At 50.4% G+C, this 19106-nt stretch carries 16 protein-coding genes; 11 read left to right on the top strand and 5 right to left on the bottom strand.

Annotation, left to right across the window (positions count from 1 at the left end; all coding sequences use genetic code 11):
- Window positions 1-189 precede the first annotated feature (189 nt).
- The 8 genes from nirD (at window position 190) to JK198_RS16235 (ending at window position 9327) form a co-directional block, all read left to right on the top strand.
- Window positions 190-1695 carry a nitrite reductase small subunit NirD gene (gene nirD / locus JK198_RS16200; RefSeq protein WP_349290199.1) on the top strand — a complete coding sequence of 502 codons (1506 nt, stop codon included), beginning with the start codon at window positions 190-192 and terminating at the stop codon, window positions 1693-1695.
- Window positions 1696-1712: 17 nt separating this feature from the next.
- On the top strand, window positions 1713-2204 hold the full coding sequence (locus JK198_RS16205) for an SAM-dependent methyltransferase (protein WP_212711006.1): 492 nt from the start codon (window positions 1713-1715) through the stop codon (window positions 2202-2204).
- 162 nt (window positions 2205-2366) lie between these two features.
- On the top strand, window positions 2367-3374 hold the full coding sequence (locus JK198_RS16210; RefSeq protein WP_212709201.1) for an ABC transporter substrate-binding protein: 1008 nt from the start codon (window positions 2367-2369) through the stop codon (window positions 3372-3374).
- Window positions 3375-3398: 24 nt separating this feature from the next.
- Window positions 3399-4289: a TauD/TfdA family dioxygenase gene (locus tag JK198_RS16215; protein WP_212711004.1), complete on the top strand. Its 891-nt coding sequence runs from the start codon at window positions 3399-3401 to the stop codon at window positions 4287-4289.
- A 13-nt stretch (window positions 4290-4302) separates the two neighbouring features.
- Complete coding sequence (locus tag JK198_RS16220) at window positions 4303-5157, top strand: ABC transporter ATP-binding protein (RefSeq protein WP_212709203.1); 855 nt, start codon at window positions 4303-4305, stop codon at window positions 5155-5157.
- The gene (locus JK198_RS16225) at window positions 5117-5977 is read left to right on the top strand and encodes an ABC transporter permease subunit (RefSeq protein ID WP_212711003.1); all 861 of its coding nucleotides are present in this window, start codon (window positions 5117-5119) and stop codon (window positions 5975-5977) included. Before JK198_RS16220 ends, JK198_RS16225 begins: the two co-directional genes overlap by 41 nt.
- A gap of 118 nt (window positions 5978-6095) precedes the next feature.
- The gene (locus JK198_RS16230; RefSeq protein WP_212709205.1) at window positions 6096-6896 is read left to right on the top strand and encodes a MetQ/NlpA family lipoprotein; all 801 of its coding nucleotides are present in this window, start codon (window positions 6096-6098) and stop codon (window positions 6894-6896) included.
- Window positions 6897-7170: 274 nt separating this feature from the next.
- Window positions 7171-9327 carry a TonB-dependent siderophore receptor gene (locus JK198_RS16235; RefSeq protein WP_212709206.1) on the top strand — a complete coding sequence of 719 codons (2157 nt, stop codon included), beginning with the start codon at window positions 7171-7173 and terminating at the stop codon, window positions 9325-9327.
- Window positions 9328-9379: 52 nt separating this feature from the next.
- Here JK198_RS16235 and JK198_RS16240 read toward each other — a convergent pair whose 3' ends face one another.
- Both JK198_RS16240 and JK198_RS16245 read right to left on the bottom strand, forming a co-directional pair.
- Window positions 9380-10498: an ABC transporter substrate-binding protein gene (locus tag JK198_RS16240; RefSeq protein WP_249213358.1), complete on the bottom strand. Its 1119-nt coding sequence runs from the start codon at window positions 10496-10498 to the stop codon at window positions 9380-9382.
- Window positions 10499-10713: 215 nt separating this feature from the next.
- A complete protein-coding gene (locus JK198_RS16245; protein ID WP_212709207.1) occupies window positions 10714-11967 on the bottom strand; it encodes a dicarboxylate/amino acid:cation symporter in 1254 nt (417 codons plus the stop codon).
- 398 nt (window positions 11968-12365) lie between these two features.
- On the opposite strand from JK198_RS16245, the gene JK198_RS16250 reads away from it, so the two are divergent.
- Window positions 12366-13085: a dienelactone hydrolase family protein gene (locus JK198_RS16250; protein WP_212709208.1), complete on the top strand. Its 720-nt coding sequence runs from the start codon at window positions 12366-12368 to the stop codon at window positions 13083-13085.
- A gap of 58 nt (window positions 13086-13143) precedes the next feature.
- On the opposite strand, the gene fecA is transcribed toward JK198_RS16250, so the two are convergent.
- The 3 genes from fecA to fecI all read right to left on the bottom strand — a co-directional run bounded on the left by fecA (window position 13144) and on the right by fecI (window position 17084).
- Window positions 13144-15510 (bottom strand): TonB-dependent Fe(3+) dicitrate receptor FecA, encoded by a 2367-nt coding sequence (gene fecA, locus JK198_RS16255; RefSeq protein ID WP_212711002.1) that lies wholly within the window; start codon window positions 15508-15510, stop codon window positions 13144-13146.
- 93 nt (window positions 15511-15603) lie between these two features.
- Window positions 15604-16563: a ferric citrate uptake sigma factor regulator FecR gene (fecR, locus tag JK198_RS16260; RefSeq protein ID WP_212711001.1), complete on the bottom strand. Its 960-nt coding sequence runs from the start codon at window positions 16561-16563 to the stop codon at window positions 15604-15606.
- Window positions 16563-17084 carry a ferric citrate uptake sigma factor FecI gene (gene fecI, locus JK198_RS16265; protein WP_212709222.1) on the bottom strand — a complete coding sequence of 174 codons (522 nt, stop codon included), beginning with the start codon at window positions 17082-17084 and terminating at the stop codon, window positions 16563-16565. Before fecI ends, fecR begins: the two co-directional genes overlap by 1 nt.
- A 186-nt stretch (window positions 17085-17270) precedes the next feature.
- Here fecI and JK198_RS16270 point away from each other — a divergent pair, with 186 nt between their 5' ends.
- Together JK198_RS16270 and JK198_RS16275 are read left to right on the top strand one after the other, a co-directional pair.
- Window positions 17271-18017: a 5'-nucleotidase, lipoprotein e(P4) family gene (locus JK198_RS16270; protein ID WP_212709211.1), complete on the top strand. Its 747-nt coding sequence runs from the start codon at window positions 17271-17273 to the stop codon at window positions 18015-18017.
- A 137-nt stretch (window positions 18018-18154) separates the two neighbouring features.
- Window positions 18155-19081, top strand: a complete 927-nt coding sequence (locus tag JK198_RS16275) for a cytosine permease (protein WP_212711000.1) — start codon at window positions 18155-18157, stop codon at window positions 19079-19081.
- Window positions 19082-19106: the final 25 nt, after the last annotated feature.

Raw genomic sequence — 19106 nt, forward strand, 5'->3', positions numbered from 1 at the left:
TGTTGCAGCCTTACGCTCCGGTGAAATACGTTTCATGTGTCACTCCATGCCCTCAGATTGATTTTTCAGAGGGGGTGTGAGGGTATCTCTGCAGCCGTTACCGGCGGATGCAGTGACCTCAGCAGCCTGAAAGCCTGTACTAAGGCCGGCACCGGCTGCGGCGGTTGTGTCCCCCTGCTGAAACAGGTGATGGAACATGAACTGACGGCGCTGGGCGTTGAAGTTAAAAAAGATATCTGCAGTCATTTTGCGTTCTCACGTCAGGAGCTTTATCACCTGGTCAGGGTAAATAATCTGCGCTCATTTGATCAATTACGCCGTCAGTTCGGGCGGGGACAGGGCTGTGAAATCTGCAAACCGCTGGTCGCATCAATCCTGGCATCCTGCTGGAACGATTATTTGTTGTCAGCGGATCATCTGGCATTGCAGGACACGAATGATCGCTTCTTCGGTAATATCCAGAAAGACGGCACATACTCCGTGGTTCCACGGATACCGGCCGGTGAAATTACGCCACAAGGGCTGATTACCCTGGGTCAGGTCGCTCAGCGCTACAACCTGTACACCAAGATCACCGGCGGCCAGCGGGTCGATTTATTCGGTGCGCGGCTGGAACAGTTACCGGATATCTGGCGTGAATTGCTGGACGCCGGTTTTGAGACGGGGCATGCCTACGGTAAATCTCTGCGTACAGTTAAATCCTGTGTCGGATCCAGCTGGTGCCGTTACGGTGTACAGGATTCGACCCGTTTAGCTATCCGCCTGGAAGAACGTTATAAGGGGCTGCGCGCTCCGCATAAAATTAAAATGGCAGTATCAGGATGCACCCGTGAGTGTGCGGAAGCTCAGGGCAAAGATATTGGTGTGATTGCTACCGATAAAGGCTGGAACCTGTATGTCTGCGGGAATGGCGGCATGAAACCCCGTCATGCGGATCTGCTGGCACCGGACCTGGAAACCGGGGAGTTAATTCGAATTATCGACAGGGTACTGATGTTTTATATCCGCACTGCCGATCGTTTACAACGTACCAGTAACTGGCTGGCTAACCTTGACGGGGGGATCCGCTACCTGAGAGAGGTCATTTTTCAGGACAGCCTGGGGCTGGGAGAAACTCTGGACAGTGAAATGCAGCGGGTGGTATCAGCCTACCAGTGTGAATGGAAAACCACACTCGACAATCCGCAGTATATGCAGTTATTCCGTCCGTTTATTAACAGTCATCAGCCGGATGAAGGCGTGGTCATGATACCGGAGCGCGGGCAAATTCGTCCGGCGCTGGCGGAAGAGAAAGAGCGTCCCGTCTCCCGCAGTCTGCCGGTGAATAAATGGGTAACTGTCGGACAACTGTCTGATATACCAGTTAATACCGGAATTGCTGCCCGGCTGGGAGATCAGCAAATAGCATTATTTCGCCCGGAGGGTGACCTGCCGGTGGTCTACGCCCTGGATAATCAGGAACCCGGCAGTGGTGCCAATGTGCTGGCACGCGGGTTAGTCGGTGACGAAGACGGCACGGCTCTGGTGATCTCCCCCCTGTATAAAAAGCGTCTGCGCCTGACGGATGGTATCAGTCCTGATGACAGTTCGGTCCGTGTGCGTTGCTGGCCGGTGCGGCTGGGAAACGGGGCTATCTGTGTCAATTGTCAGCCGATGGTTGTGTCTGAGCCCCCGTCAACAGAGACGCAGTCCTGAGGGAGCTTAGCGCGGAGATATTTTCTGATGATAAATACCAATCTGTAGCTGCCGCGGCCCCCTCCGGCCAGCCGGTTCTTCCGGGAGACGTCTGGCTGGTGGGTGCCGGCCCCGGAGATGCTGAACTGCTGACGCTGAAAGCCTTACGGGTGATCCGGCAGGCGGATGTTGTGGTGCATGACCGGCTGGTATCGGCAGATATTATGGCCCTGGTCCCCGCCACGGCACGCTGTAGTGATGTCGGGAAATCACGCGGTCATCATCGCCTTTCCCGGCCGCAGAAAATATATGTTCAGCACCGGATGCTGGAACAGGGAAAACAGCTCTGGCAATGGCTGTCTGCAGGGGCAACGCTCTGTGTTTGTGGTGATGCGGACAGAATGGCAAAAGAGGTACATCAGACGTTACTGCAAATTATCCGGGAACACGGCCGGATGAACAGTCAGCAGGCGGAACAGTGGCTGTCAGGCCTCGCCCGCCAGCAGCGTTACTTGCGGGATATTTACTGAGTCTCGCAGACCGCGATGGTTTTTCGGCCGAAAAATCCGGCATTAATAAGCAAAATAAAGCATATGCTTATTTCGGGTTTGGTTACTCTTTATTTATTATTTTATGTTTAAAAACATAACGTTCAGTATGAGTTCATTAACAATGAGTCATCTGAGGCTGTAATGATAAAGAATACGCTGTCGGTCGTTATTGCCGGACTAATTGCCGGTGCACTGGTTGCCCCGGTAACAGCCAGTGCTGAAGGGAACATCAGTATTGCTCAGCAATTTGGTATTGGTTATTTATTGCTGGATGTGGTGCGTGACCAGCATCTGATAGAGCAGCAAGGTAAGAAAGAAGGTCTGGATATTAAGGTTGACTGGCGAACCCTGTCCGGTGCCACAACAATGAATGAAGCCGTACTGACCGGTGCGCTGGATGTCGCTGCCGCCGGGGTTCCTGCCATGTTAACTGTCTGGGACCGGACATATGGTCACCAGAATGTAAAAGCTATTGCTGCCCTTGGATCTATGCCCGGCTATTTACTCAGTAATAATCCTGCTGTGAAAAGTATTCACGACCTGAGTGAAAAAGACCGGATTGCTGCACCGGCTGCCGGGGTCGGCTTTCAGTCCAGGACATTACAGATTGCGACTGCTGAGTTATATGGTAATAAAGCCTATAACCGGTTTGATAATATCACTGTCAGCCTGCCGCATCCCGATGCGACTGTGGCGCTGATCTCCGGAAAATCTGAAATTACCGCACATTTCTCCAGCCCGCCGTTTCAGTATCAGGAATTAGATCATCCGGGTATCCACAAAATCCTCAGTTCATATGATGTTCTCGGGGGGCCGGGATCATTTAACGTTCTGTATACCACGCAAAAATTTCATGATGAAAATCCTGAGACCTATCAGGCGTTTTATAACGCTTTAGTACAAGCGGCTGAATATGTAGAAAAGAATAAAGACGATGCTGCCCGTATTTATATCCGTCAGGAAAATTCACATTTACCCCTGTCATTAATCGAAAAAATTATTAATGACCCGCAAAACCACTTCACGGTATCCCCGGAACGGACGTATGTCTATGCCGATAAGCTGAATCAGCTTGGAGTATTAAAACATCATGCCGCCAGCTGGAAAGATTATTTTTTTAGTGAAGCACAGGTCAACCCGGGCAGTTAATCACAGTCAGTACGGAGGATTATTATGGGTGAGTTTACCGAAGTCTCCTCGCCGGAAGCGGGGTCTCAGCAGTTTGAAATCCGCCCGTTACCCGGTACCGGTGCCGAAATTATCGGTCTGGATTTAAGTCATAAACTGAATACCGCCGACTTCCGGCGTATTCATCAGGCGCATCTGCACTATCATCTGCTGGTTTTCCGGCAGCAGACACTGACTCCGGAACAGCAGATTGCATTCAGTCGTCGTTTTGGCCCGTTGCAGATTCATGTATTAAAACAATTCCTGTTAGACGGCTATCCTGAGATTTTAATCGTTTCTAATATTGTCCGTGACGGGAAGCCTGTCGGCCTCGGTGATGCAGGTAAATACTGGCATTCTGATCTTTCTTATAAACAGATACCCAGCCTTGGTTCAATGCTCTATGGGAAAATTTTACCCGCCGTTGGCGGAGATACCCGCTTTGCCAATATGCATAAGGCATGGGAAACCTTACCTGAAAAATTACGTCGCAAAATTGAAGGCCTCCGGGCAGTACATTCTTATACAGCGACTTACAGTAAGCCCCGTTTCGGCAGCCAGTGGCGACCGGTATTAACAGAAAAACAGCTAAGTGAAGTGAAAGCGGTTAGCCACCCGGTCATCAGAACGCATCCGGAAACCGGTCACAAGGCATTGTTTGTCAGTGAAGGTTTTACGACCCATATCGAAGGGCTGGCTGAAGATGAAAGCCGGGATATTTTGCAGGCACTGTATGAACACAGTATCCGTGAAGAAAATATTTATACGCACCGCTGGCAAGCCGGTGATTTATTGTTCTGGGATAACCGCTCGTTAATCCATCTGGCGACAGGCTGTCCGGAAGATTGTCCGCGCCAGTTATACCGCACCACCATTGAAGGCGATATTCCATTCTGAACAGGATATAAGCATGACCAACCGGACGGAGCAGCAGCCTGCCCCTTTATTATCGCTGAATCATATCAGCCTTGAGTATCAGACGTCGCAACACCGGGTACGGGCGGTGCATGATGTCAGTTTTGAGGTTTACCCGGCGGACCGATTTGTATTGCTCGGCCCTTCGGGATGCGGAAAGTCCAGTTTGCTGAAAGCGATTGGCGGGTTTATCCCGCCGACAAGCGGGGAGATTTTGCTGGAAGGAAAAAAAATTACCGCCCCTGGCCCGGAGCGGATGACTGTTTTTCAGGAGTTTGATCAACTGGCTCCGTGGAAAACAGTTATCAGTAATGTGATGTTCCCGCTGCTGGTTAGCGGTAAATATCATAAAAAACAGGCCAGGGAGATTGCCGGCCATTATCTGCATAAGGTTGGTTTATCACGGTTTACTGATGTTTACCCGCATATGTTGTCCGGGGGAATGAAGCAGCGAGTTGCTATTGCCCGGGCGATGGCAATGAAACCAGAAATTTTGCTGATGGATGAGCCATTTGCTTCTCTGGATGCGCTGACACGAAGACAAATGCAGGAAGAGCTGCTGGAACTCTGGGAGGATGCGGGTTCGACGCTGCTCTTCGTAACACATTCGATTGAAGAAGCGTTGTTAATCGGCAGCCGGATTTTGATCCTTTCGGCACATCCCGGGCAAATCCGGGCGGAAAGAAACTGCCATCAGTTCACATTACACAATCAGGGCAACGAAGAGTTCCGGCAAGCTGCACGGGAAATTCATTCGTTGCTGTTTCCGGAAAAAGCAACGGTATATCCGTCAGACAGGGAGAGTCCTTATGGCACCACAGCCTTACCTTCGGCCCGGTTATCTGCGTGAAGTAACAGTTCCCGCAGAATTTCAGGCTGAAACACCGCTACCGCCCGGCAAACGTTTATGGAATCAGAGCTGGTTAAGGAAGTCGGTGCTGGTTCTGCTATTACTGATGGTATGGGAACTGATCGCCCGCTGGCAGAATAACAGTCTGATGTTTCCGGGGGTTATCGATACTCTGAGAGCATTCAGTGAGGATATGTTAAGCGGAGTATTACCAGAGAAAATACATAATTCCCTTACCCTGCTCATTCAGGGATACCTGATTGGCAGTGTATTATCGCTGGTCTTCAGTGCCCTTGCTGTCAGCAGCAGAGCAGGCAGAGATTTACTGAGTACACTGACGGCAATGCTGAATCCGTTACCGGCGATTGCTTTGCTGCCGCTGGCCCTTTTATGGTTTGGTTTAGGAAGCGGCAGCCTGATATTTGTGATCGTTCATTCGGTTGTCTGGCCAATAGCCTTAAACACCAGCGCCGGGTTTAACAGTGTTTCTGAAACCTTACGTATGACCGGAAAAAATTATGGTCTGCGCGGTCCGCGTTATGTCTGGCATATTCTTATGCCGGCAGCGTTACCCTCGATTCTTGCCGGACTGAAAATTGGCTGGGCATTTGCCTGGCGTACCCTGATCGCTGCTGAATTAGTCTTTGGTGCTTCCAGTGGCAGCGGCGGACTGGGCTGGTATATTTTTCAGAACCGTAATGAGCTGTTTACCGATCATGTGTTTGCCGGGTTACTGACAGTCGTGATTATCGGGTTACTGGTTGAAGGCGTGATTTTTGCCGGTATAGAACGGCTGACAGTAAAGCGCTGGAACATCTGATCGCTCTGGCACCAGTCGGGTGGTTTACCCGGTATTTTATTTTCCCTTCTGAATTTTAGATGTACAGACGTCCAGACTTCCGATATAGTCGGCGGATATTAACTCAGGGAGGATATCCATGAAAAAAATAATACTGTCTTCAGCTATCGTTCTGTCAGCATTGCTGCTGAGTGCCTGTAAACAGGATGACCAGAACAGTGTCAGGGTGGCAATTAATGCCGGTCCGGATCAGCAAATCTGGGATACGGTGAAACAGGTAGCGAAAGACAAATATCACCTGGATGTGAATGTCATCACCTTTAATGACTACGTACAGCCCAACGAAGCGCTGCTGAATAAAGATGTTGATGCTAACGCGTTTCAGAGTGTGCCTTATCTGGAAATGCAGGAAAAAGAGCGAGGCTATCCGTTTGTTATCCTGGGTAAGACCTTTATTTTTCCGATAGCTGCCTATTCTTCAAAAATTAAAAACATTAAAGATCTGCCGGACGGTGCCACCGTGACCATTTCCAATGAGTCCACCACGCTGGGCCGCAGTCTGCTGTTGTTACAGTCTCAGGGGCTGATCACGGTAAAACCTGAGGCAGGTTTACTGCCAACGGTGCTGGATATTACCGCTAACCCTAAAAAACTGAATTTTGTACTGGTGGATACTCCGCAGCTGACCCGAACCCTGGATGACCCTAAAGTCTATTTATCGGTCATCAATAATAATTTTGCGTCACTGGCAGGATTATCAGCATCAAAAGACGGATTATTTATGGAAGGTAAAGCCTCTCCTTATCTGAATGTACTGGTTGCCCGTAAAGATAATATTAATGATAAAAAACTGCAGGAACTGAAACAGGCATTCCAGTCACAGGAAGTGCTGGATAAAGCGAATGACATCTACAAAGGTGACATTATTAAAGCCTGGTAATCTTTGCCCGCAGACCCGGCAGTGACCTGACTGCCGGGCTATTTTCTCTCCCTGCTATTTCCTTATTTTCTTTCTTTTTCACCGACAGCCTTCATTTCTTTGACCCGGCCTGCCCGTCAGTATTTTTACGGGGGCTGATGGGCGGAATAAAATAATGTTTTTTTATTTAATTCAGTGATAAATATTGTTTTGTAGCCTAATATTGACAATGAATGATTAATAATGATTATTGTTTGCATTAACTTATAAATTGTATTTTTTGCGCATATAAAACATGACAATCATTCCCCGTATTTCTTTACTGACCAGTGCTGTTGTCATCGCGCTTCCGGTCATGGCGGCAGAAACTGCTGCCGATAAAACGTCTTCTCCGGCAACCTCTGTCACAGCACCAGTTACCGGGAATAAGGTAACAGTGGTGGGAAACTGGCTGGACACACCGGATATCAGTTCGGTACTGCTCGACCACCCGGGAGCACGAACTTATATCAGTGCGCAACAAATGAGAGAACGGGGAGATGAAACCCTGGCTGATGCACTGCAGGGGGTTCCCGGGGTACAAATCAGGGGCAGTAATGGCACCGGAGGAAGTGATATTTCTCTGAATGTGGGAGTCCGCGGATTGCCTGCCCGGTTGTCACCCCGCTCAACTATCCTGATGGATGGGATTCCGCTGGCGACGGCACCTTACGGTCAGCCACAGCTCTCTATGGCGCCGTTATCGATGGGAAATATTGAGTCTGTGGATGTGATCCGTGGCGGTGGTACGGTACGCTACGGGCCGCAGAATGTGGGCGGTATCATTAACTTTACCACCAAACCGATCCCCGAAAAATTTGGCGGCAGTGCCAGTGTCCAGACCCGCGGAGCAAAAACCGGCGGCCTGAAAACCCTGACCAGTGCCAGTGTCGGGGGGATGACGGACAACAAGAGAGCGGGTGCCGGGATACTGTACTCAGGGCTGCACGGACAGGGATACCGTAAAAGCAACGATAATACGGATATTGACGATTTTATACTGAAAACACAATATTCCCTGACTGAGCAGGATCTGCTACAGGCCAGCTTTCACTACTATGATGCCAGCTCAGGTATGCCGGGCGGGTTAACCCGTTCCGGATATGCGCAGGATCCTTATGCATCGACCCGTAAATGGGATCACTTTGATGCGCGGCGTAAGGATATGTCGTTTAAATATAAACATCAGCAACAAGACCGGCAGCTGGAGGTAATGACCTATTTTACCGATAGCTTCCGGGGCAGTAATATCGAAACGGAGGGCGGAGTGGCCAGGCCCGGCCAGCGGCGTATGATCACCTATCCGCGTCATTATTCGACCTGGGCCATCGAACCGGGTTACTCACAATCGTTCCTGACCGGGGAAATAGCCCAGGAAGTGACTCTCGGTTACCGGTATCTGAATGAAACCATGGACGAAAAAGCCTATCGTTCCGGCTGGTATAATATCGGCAGCCAGTACTCAAGCCCTGCCACTCCGGATTATTATCAGCATACCTCCGGCGGCACCCGTGCTCATGCACTTTATCTGGATGATGCAATTAATGTCGGTGACTGGACAATTACCCCCGGCATCCGTTACGAAAATATCCGTACACATCTGGATAATGGTATTCAGGGTTATCACCGGGAAAAACACTACAGTGAGCCTCTGCCGTCACTGAATGTAATGTACCACCTGTCCGACGAATGGAAGCTGTTTGCCAATACCAATACTTCATTTGGCAGTATGCAGTATTTTCAGCTGAATACGGGCGGAAAAGGTGATCAGAGTGCTGACGGATTAACTGCGGAAAAAGCCCATAGCTATGAGTTTGGTACCCGTTATGACGATACTGTCCTTAAGGCTGAGGCCACGCTTTTCTATATTAATTTTGATAATGAATTGCAGTATGTCAACGATCGCTGGACCAATATGGGGGCCACGCGACATAAGGGGATTGAAACCTCTGTCAGTTATGATCTCGGTGCTCTGAGTCACGCTCTGGAGGGGATCAGCGCCTATACCACCTATACCTACACCAAAGCCGAAGCGATCCGCGGGGCATTTTCCGGTAAAGATCTGCCATTCTATTCCCGGCAGGTCTTTACCGTTGGCGGCCGCTACCAGACAGGCAACTGGACGTGGAATCTGGACAGTTTTGCCCGGTCGAAACAGTATTCTCCGGGCAGCGGTTCCCAATATATTACGCAGGAAAGTGCCGATGGTCTGTACGGTAATATGCCGGGTTATATGGTCTGGAATTTCCGCGGGGCTTATGATTTCGGGGCTGCCTGGAATGGATTAACCCTCGGGGCCGGAATTAATAATCTGTTCGATCAGCAATATTTTACCCGCTCCACGGATCCCAACAGTGGTAAGTATATTGGTGAGCCGCGGACTTATTTTGTTCAGGCCTCAGTCACATTCTGATAATGGCAGGCGCGCCCGGCCTTTTCCGGGCGGAGCGCCTGCCACAGGTATATCAGCGGGAGATCCAGAACACCCCGGAAGTTTTCAGTCCCATAAACTTCTGATGGATTAATGTCAGATCGGCTTGCGGATCAAGGTCTGAGAATAATTGCGGGTGAAGGAATTTTGCTATCACTTCGACAGCAATCACATTCGATGGCAGATCGTAGAACTGGTGATAAATCGCCAGCACCTGATGTTTTTGTACAGCCTGCAGTACATTAAACCCGGTACGGTTCATCAGTCCGGCCAGCTTTTTCTCTGCCAGGGCCGGATCCTGCTGATAACCGAGGGGCACGGATGCTGAAGCTTTACGGTTTCCCTGCCAGTCAGCGCCGGTGAGCAGATAAAAATCCGGATTGAGGGTAATAATCTTTTCCAGACTGACATCACCGCCCATACCACTGAATAATGTCCCCCCGAGGTTGGTCCCGCCTGCCGCCTGAATAAACTCTCCGAGGCTTCCCTGACCAAAAGTACTGCAACAAAAATCCCCCAGGATACCGGCACTGCGTTCAATAAAGACCGTCGGGCGCTGGCGAGGGGTGAGATCTGCCGTGCGCTGTGCTATCAGCGACATCCGCTGGTTATAGAAGTCCAGATACTGACGGGCATTTTTTTGCTGATGGAAAACCTCACCCAGCAGTTCAATACTTTTCACCGTGTTCTGCAGAGGTTTTTGCCGGAAATCGATAAAGATATACGGTATATGCAGACTGTCGAGTTTAGCGGTAACCCCTTCATCTTTCAGTTTGGCCAGTAAGCCAATATCAAAAATAACCAGGTCTGCTTTTCTGGCGACAGCATTTTCGACATTAAAGGTCGTGGTATAAGGATTAGCGAAGGTCGGAATTGTTTTCAGATCGGCAAAGTTACCGGCAAATGCCGCCATAATATCCGGTGACTTCTTTTGCAGGGAATCATCCCAGGCAGCAATGCTGGCAGAAGGGTCACCTTTAAAGATAATGCTCATTGCCTCAATTGCCCTGGCATCGGCCAGCATAATGCGGTGAGGTACCCGGTTAAGATCGACTTTTCTGCCCAGCAGATCGGTTACCGTATCCGCCTGAGCCTGCTGGCCGAGGGTCATTATCAGGGTCAATATAAAGATCAGTCTGGTCGCTATTTTCATCTCAGTGTGCTGCCTGCCATTGATTACTGTGGTTCCCGCCATCAGGTGTCGTGGCCGGGTAAGGATTCTGCTGACAGAAATATAACATTATCGGCAGTGAAGTGTGAGAAGGGGGGTTACCGGAGTTAATCTGCGGGATTTTTTACCTGGCGGGCGGAGACGGGGCTGATTCCGGTTAACCGCCTTCCGCTGGCAGCTGACCGGAACCGGGGCGGTTATTTACCGCCCAGCACTTTTTGCATCTGTTGTTCGTCGAGTTCACCGACCCGTTTGGCAACAAACAGGGTAGCAACACCGTTCCCGACCAGATTGGTCAGTGCCCGGGCTTCTGACATAAAGCGGTCGATACCGAGGATCAGTGCCAGACCGGTGACCGGCAGGGTACCGACTGCCGACAGGGTTGCGGCCAGCACAATAAAGCCACTGCCGGTGACGCCTGCGGCACCTTTGGAAGAGAGTAATAACACCACCAGCAGGGTGATTTGATGAACAATATCCATCTGGCTGTTAGTAGCCTGGGCAATAAATACGGCAGCCATCGTCAGATAGATAGAGGTACCGTCGAGGTTAAAAGAGTAGCCGGTCGGGATCACTAATCCGACCACGGATTTCTTACAGCCGGCTTCTTCCATTTTTTTCAGCATCCGTGGCAGAACAGATTCTGATGAGGAGGTACCGAGTACAATCAGTAATTCTTCTTTGATGTAGCCGATAAATTTAAAGATATTGAACCCGATATAGCGTGAAATCAGTCCCAGCACGATCACCACAAACAGAATGCAGGTCAGATAGAAACAGACAATCAGCTGGCCCAGCTGTAACAGGGAACCTACCCCGTACTTACCGATAGTAAATGCCATTGCGCCAAAAGCACCGATCGGGGCCAGACGCATGATCATATTAATAATGCCGAAAATAACCTGTGAAAAGTTATCAATCACATTAAAAATCAGGGTTCCGGTTTTACCCAGGCGATGCAGGGCGAAGCCAAACAGGATAGCGAACAGCAGAACCTGCAGGATATTTCCGCTGGCGAAGGCACCGATAACGCTGTTCGGGATAATATCCATAATAAACGACACAATACCCTGCTGCTTCGCCTGGTCGGCATAGGTGGTAATGGCAGACGCATCCAGGCTGGCCGGGTTAATATTCATTCCGGCACCAGGCTGAGCAATATTTACCACAATAAGGCCGATAATCAGTGCCAGGGTGCTGACAATCTCAAAGTACAGCAGAGCAATGGCACCGGTACGCCCCACCGCTTTCATGCTCTCCATTCCGGCGATCCCCGTCACCACGGTGCAGAAAATAACCGGCGCGATAATCATTTTTATCAGCTTAATAAAACCGTCCCCGAGCGGTTTCATCTGGGTGGCAATATCCGGATAAAAATGTCCCAGAAACACACCGATAGCGATGGCAATGAGTACCTGGATGTAGAGGCTGTGGAACAGCGTTTTTTTCATAATGATTCCAGTCAGATAAATATTACGATTATTTTTATAGTTTCAGTCAACTACCTGCTAAAAAGTAACAGCATGTTAATTAAAATCAAATAACATCACAGAGTTGAATGGGGAATTGACGTTTTTATGAACTGACTCGCTTCAGTGAGCCGATAATATTCAGTTATTTAGAGATTATCATTCTTCCGCTTAGCAGTATCAGGCTAAAAATAGCCGGAAATAACGGGTCACAGATGAATGAACACTGTGTGCCATGTTACTAAAAACGGGTTGAAGCGTGATAAACACCCTTTAAGCTGGCAGCCGTCACCCGGGGCGGTGATTTACCGGTTATCCTCCGGTATGTATTATTTTTATTTTATCAACGTTGATTTCTGTTTATCAGATCAGGAGAAACCATGAGCCAGTTCCAATCGAAAAAAATTATTTATCGTTCAGGCAGTACTGAACTGGAAGGCGTTCTGGTATTTGATGCCAGCCTTACCGCACCGGCAGCCGGTTTAGTGATGGCACCGAACTGGATGGGGGTGACTGAGGCATCGGTCAGTCTGGCAGAAAAAGCCGCAGCCCGTGGTTATGTGGTACTGATTGCTGATCTTTACGGTAAAGGAGTACGCCCTGGTTCGGCAGAAGAAGCCGGTACGGTCATGATGTCAGTAAAAAACACGGATGAAGAAGTCGGTCGTATGGCCGCGGCTATGCAGGCATTAACGTCTCAGACCGATGCGCCGGTGACTGCCGATAAAGTGGCCGTGTTTGGTTTTTGTTTTGGCGGACATTGTGCGCTGGAACTGGCCCGCAGTGGTGCGTCGCTAAAGGCCGCAATTTCTTTTCACGGCGGACTTGATACCTGTGGCAGCTATGATGCTAAAAACATTAAAGGTTCAGTTCTGGTGCTGGATGGTGCGGGGGATCCGCTGGTGCCACGGGAACAGTTACCGGCATTTGCTCAGGAAATGACCACCGCCAGCGTCGACTGGAAACTGCACAGCTATAAAGGTGCAGTGCATTCGTTTACTGATGTACAGGCTAACGTTAAAGGCGTTGCTGAATATAATGCAGATGTCAGTGCCCGTGCTTTTGCGGCAATGTTTGGTTTATTAGACGAAGTCTTCTGATACCCGGTGTATTACCGGTAACCCCCCTCTGGCATAACGATGCCAGAGGGGGGAAAGGTTACATTTTTATCGATGCCTGCATATAGAAGGTCCGTGGCTGACCGGCATACAGCCCTTTATTATTATCATCGTAAGAACGAATATAGTAAGGCTGATCAAACATATTCTTCACTCCCACGCCGACTTTCAGGTGTGAATACTGCGGACCAAAGTCGTAACCCACCCTTGCGCCCCACAACATATAACCGGCAATTAGGCCGGTACTGCCGTCAGCACTGGCCGCGACGGTATTGGCATTGTCTGCATACTGCCGTGACTGATATTCCCCGTTCAGAGTAAATGACCACTGGCCGGGTGTGTAATCAATACCGACCACGCCTTTATGTTTCGGTGAAAAAGGCACCTGATTACCGTAAGTACTGCCGTGCTCGAGGATCACGGCATTCACATAGGCATAGCTGGCATAAACAGCGATATCTTCCAGTCGCGGAGACAAGGCGGACAAATCATAACGGGCGCTGGTTTCCAGGCCGCTGTGGCGGGTTTTGCCACGGGCAGTGACCGAATCATCCGTCTGATTTGAGTCATACTGATTATTAAAGTTGATCAGGAAAATACCGGCTTCTGCATTAAGATATCCGTCATCGTAACGGGTTCCGGCCTCCCAGGTTCTGGCTTTTTCCGGCTCAATACTGCCGCTGCTGACAGCTTTACCGATTTGGCTGTACTGGACAGTACCAAACGACCCTTCTGTATTGGCATACAGATTCCAGCTGTCTGTCAGATGATAAAGCACGCTGAGCGCCGGCAGAGGAGCATTGTAGCTGATCTTCTGGCGGGTATTTTTTAGCGTATTATTCTGATAAGACTCAATATGCTCAAAACGGATACCCGGTGTAAAAGTCCAGTTGCCGATATCGATCCGGTTATCGGCATAGAATGCATGGGCTTCGGTCCCTGAGCGGGTATCCCTGTCATACGGGCTGGATGCAGAGGGCAGTATGCCCTGAGCAACCGGAGTGTAATAGCGCATTTCATGGCTGGACTCACTGATATAACGGTAGCCCACACTGACTTCCTGCGCCGAAGAACCCAGCAGGAAACTCTGGCTGTAACGGGGTTCTATGCCGCGAACCCAGTATTCCCGCGGGGAGAGTGTAATTTTGCTGCCCTGTTGCAGATAGCCGCTGCGCAGGGTGTGAGTGAAGAAGCCTTGCAGCGTAAATTTATGCTGCATATCGGGCTGGTATTGGTAGCCGACACCGGCCAGTTCTCTGCGTCCCCAGAACTGGTCATAAGGGCGGGTTGATTGCCAGCGATTGGCCTGATAATCCGCCTGGTTCAGGCCGCCGGGCATATCGGCACGGCCATCATAATATTGCAGCAGGCTGGTGAAGGTATTTACCCCGTCAGGCGCATAACGGCTTTTGAGCATAACATCGTCAATGCGGGTTGCACTATGTTCACGCCAGTCGCTGCCGCGGGTACCTGAATAGAGCAGGGCACTGCCAAATCCGTTATCTGCGGTGCCGCCCACCATCAGGTGATGAGTTTCTTTCGGGCTGTTCTGTGACGATGACGGGCTCAGCATCCCTTCGGTTCCCGCGTCAATACCAAAATCTTTCGGTATTGCACGGGTAACGTAGTTAACCACGCCGCCGACATTTTGTGGTCCGTAACGTACCGCACCACCATCGCGAACCACGTCAACCGCATCCATATTCCCCAGAGATACAGGGGCCAGTGACAGCTGTGGCTGCCCGTACGGGGCAAAAGGAACCGGGATCCCATCCATCAGAATGGTCGAGCGGGTTGCCAGCCGCGGGTTTAATCCGCGGATACCAAAATTCATCGCCAGGTCATCACTGCCGGTACCGTTATTTTCCGGTGCATTGACCCCGGGGATACGGTTCATTACTTCACGCAGTGTGGTGGCACCTGTTTTGGCAAAGTCTGCACGGCGGATAACATCCCTGGCCCCGGGGTGTTCAAAGACATCATTTTCACGGGCATCGCCCAGCCAGTCGCCGACCACTGTCATGGAGGTTTCTGCGGTGGTGGTGTCAGGGAGCGGAACCAGGGTCCAGCTGTCGGGCCCGAGGGCTTTTGCCTGTAACTGACTGTCGCGAAGTAATGCCTGTAAGGCATTGATTGCCGTATAATCTCCCTGCAGCCCCTGGCTTTGCTTACCGCGCGTCAGGCTGGCATCAATGGATAATGTGATTCCGCTTTGTGCGGCATACTGGTTCAGAACGTTATCCAGGGTTCCTGCCGGTAACTGATAGTGGCGGATGGCCGGGGGTGTCTCTGCATAACTGCCGGCGCTGAAAATACCTGTCCCTGTCAGCAGACAAATGCGCAGCCACAGAGCCAGAGAATGTGACTGCCTGGTACGGTTCCCGGAAGTGGTATCTGAAGTTTTCATGCTATCTCCGTCATTATTTTTATATCGTCACTGATGGAGTCGAATGAAAAACTAAAAAGGACAACAATAAATACGAATTTTTATGAGAATTATTCAGTTTATTGCACTTATAACGATAATGTATTTTGTAATATATTGAATTTTAACCGGAAGGGCAGAGGCGATGGCTTTAAGCGCGGCATCTGTATTAAACGCCGGAAAAGTACCGCTTAACCTCAGGTCTGCTGCTGATGCGGTACAATGTAATAATCCGGAATGATAGCCGGATAAGGCGGTGATAACACGACTCAGCGGCTGGTCACTGAAACTGATCATACCTTTGACCCAGTCATTGTCATGCGGGTCCGCAGGCCGGAGAGCAGAAAACCCGTCACGCTGAATCAGTAAACTTTCCCCCTGCTGAACCCGTTGCCGTTGGCGGGGATCTTTCTGTAATACGGCTTCTACGACATGTTCACTGACGCTCAGCACAACGTCATTATCGCGCTGTTGTACCGAAAAGCGTGTGCCGAGTGTGGTCAGTAATGCTGGCCGGGTCAGTACCCGAAATGGCCGGCCAGCCGGGTCTTTACCGGTGCTGATGGCAATATCACCATATAACAATTCAACCAGCCGCTGCTGACGATCAAAGCGGACATTGGCGGCACTGTCGCTATTCAGAGCAAACAGGGTGCCGTCGGTCAGGGACTGCTGAAGCATCTGACCTTTAGCCGTGTGATAATCGGCCCGCATAGCTTCTGCCAGTTCAGAATGCCATAACGGCCAGCCGGCAGTGGCTGCACCGGCCAGCATGACAATCCCTTTCAGTACCGAACGCCGTGTTGCCGGGGGATCCTGCAGTAAGCAGCCGGCAGTATGGGCCGGAATGATGTTCAGTTGCTGGCGCAGGGATTCAACTTGTTGCCAGGCCCATTGATTATCCGCATGACCTGAATACCACTGTTGCCACTTTGCCGTTTGTTGTGCTGTGACCTGCGGATCATTTAATTGTGCGTACCAGTATGACGCTGAACGCAGGGCTGTTTTTCGGGCATCAGAAAGGGATGTCTGCATTACAGGCCATGCTCCAGTCTGAAGATCAGACAATGCTCTGTCGCTTTCGCGATATATTTTTTGACGGCGCTGACAGAAACCCCCAGCCGTAAGGCGATATCGCGATACTGTAATCCTTCCAGTTGTGATAACAGAAAAGCCCGGCGTGCTTTGTCACTCAGGGTATCCAGCATCTGATCCAGCAGTTGCAGGGTTTGCAACTGTATCTGCCGGCATTCCGCAGAAGGAAGCTGGTCATCGGGTAAGTTAGCCAGCATGTCGAGATAGTTTTTTTCCAGCGCCTGGCGACGGAACAGATCCACCATGACGCGTTTTGCAACGGTACACAGAAACGAACGCGGGTCACGAATAGTGTCGCGCTGCCGGGAACCCAGAATCCGGACAAAGGTATCCTGTGCAATATCTTCTGCGTCAAAAACCGAGTGCATTTTTCGGGTCAGCCATAACGTCAGCCAGCCATAATGTGTATGGTAGAGTGTATCAACGGTCAGGCCGGACGGTGGTATGGCAGAATCGGTCATCACAATAAACATCGCAGCTAAATATCAGACGGCATATTAATATGCGAATAGTTATCATTTCAATGATGTTACCGAAGTTTCTTACTCCCGGACAAGCCTGGCCACGCGGGTACTGATGATCATAAAAGTGTCATCTCTGGTACCTACTATGTCTGCCATCTTTCACAGAGAGCGAATCCGAACCCGATGAAAAACCTGTTAAAAGCACTGCCGCTGATCGTATTACCGCTGGTCACTGTAACGTCTTATGCGGCAGAAGCACCTGCCCTGTGTACCCCGAAAGCGTATGAAATGGCGCTGCGTTATCAGCAAAAATCGGCAGAGATAATGGCTCTGCAGTTACAAACCTATAAATTTGCCCGTCAGGATTTCCTGCAGAAAGCCGCGCACTTAGCGTCTCCGGAAAAAGCAGCGGTGGTGATGGATCTCGATGAAACTGTGCTGGATAATTCGCCGCTGCTGGTCAGAGATATGGAAAATTGTCATGACTATACCCGGTGGGATACCTGGGATGCGTGGGAGAAATCAGGGCACCCGGGCCTGATTCCGGGGGCGAAGGAATTTTTGCAGACAGTCAGCGATAAAAAAGTCCGTATTTTTTATGTCTCGGACCGCTCTCAGGCAAATAAAAATCAGACCCTCGCGACCCTGAGGGACTTAGGTCTGCCTCAGGTCTCTGATGACAGTGTGCAGCTGGACACTGCCTCTAAACAGGTGCGCAGAGAGGCCATCCGTCAGCATTACCAGATCATTATGCTGTTCGGGGACAGTCTGCCGGACTTTTCTGCACAATTTAAAAATAAAAAAACCACCGAACAGCAACGTCAGCTAGTGCGTGATAATGAAGCACATTTCGCTGATGACTGGATCATACTGCCTAATGCGGCCTATGGTTCGTGGTCACAGGCTTCCCTGAATGCCTGGAAACAGTAAGCTGCATTATTTTTGTGCACTGTGGCGGGATATTGATCAAACCCGCCAGCGACGAGCACTGAAAACAGGCCCTCAGACACCTGGCGTAACTTTTGCATCATTCCTTACAGGCTTCTTTCTGTAAGGTAATTGATATCGTGTCTGAATCATCCGGTGAGTATGAACACGAGGCAGTCCCTGCGGCTGCCCGCAAAAGTCTGTTTTCTGTCGCAGTCGTGTGGGCCGGTTTCCCGATGGTGATGGTGGGTGCTTTTGTCGGAGCACAAATTGTCACCAGTCTCGGCTTTATCCGCGGTATGCAGGCGATCATCACCGGCAATATTATACTTGCAGTGTATGTTGCCTGCCTGAGTGCTCTGGCGGCAAAGCAGGGGAAAACCTTTGCCTTAAGTTGCCGGGAAATCTTCAGTCCTGTGGGGGCGAAACTGATTGCGGTATTTCTTTCCGGGCTGGTGGTCGGCTGGTTTGCAGTGCAGACCGGGCTGGCAGGCCATGGACTGAATAGTCTGCTCGGATGGCCTTCAGGCTGGTCAGTGGTGGCGGCAGGTGCAGTATTTACGCTGCTGTCAATGGCCGGTATGCAAATGCTGAAACCGGTCAGTATTATCTCTATCGTGCTGTTTATTATTACCGGTGCTGTGAGTGTGGGACTTAATTTCCGGCACCATAGCTGGCAGCAGGTGCTGGACTATACTCCGCCTTCCGGCCATAGCCTGGCTCTGGGTATTGGCGTTACGATGGCTATTTCGGTGTTTGTTGACTCGGGAACGCTGACCGCAGATTTTACCCGCTGGTCGAAAACACCTTTCCAGGCGGTTATTGCGTCTCTGGCAGCTTTTCCTGTGGCGAATATCCTGCCGATGTTACTGGGCGGGGTGGTTGCCGCCACCGGTGAGGCGACTGATGGTGATTTTGCCCATTTACTGGCCCGGTCCGGTTCCTTATTTGCGGTATTTGCCGCAGTATTCTTCGTGATTAACTGTGCTTCGGTCGCGACGCATGGCTTATATAAGGTTCATCGCGTTTTACCGGGGAACGCTGCTTTTATCTTCAGGAAGAAGTAGTCATTATCCCGGTATCCATATGCCA

It is taken from the genome of Tatumella sp. JGM91, from assembly GCF_018257575.1.
In the GTDB taxonomy this organism is placed as follows: Bacteria; Pseudomonadota; Gammaproteobacteria; order Enterobacterales; family Enterobacteriaceae; genus Tatumella; species Tatumella punctata.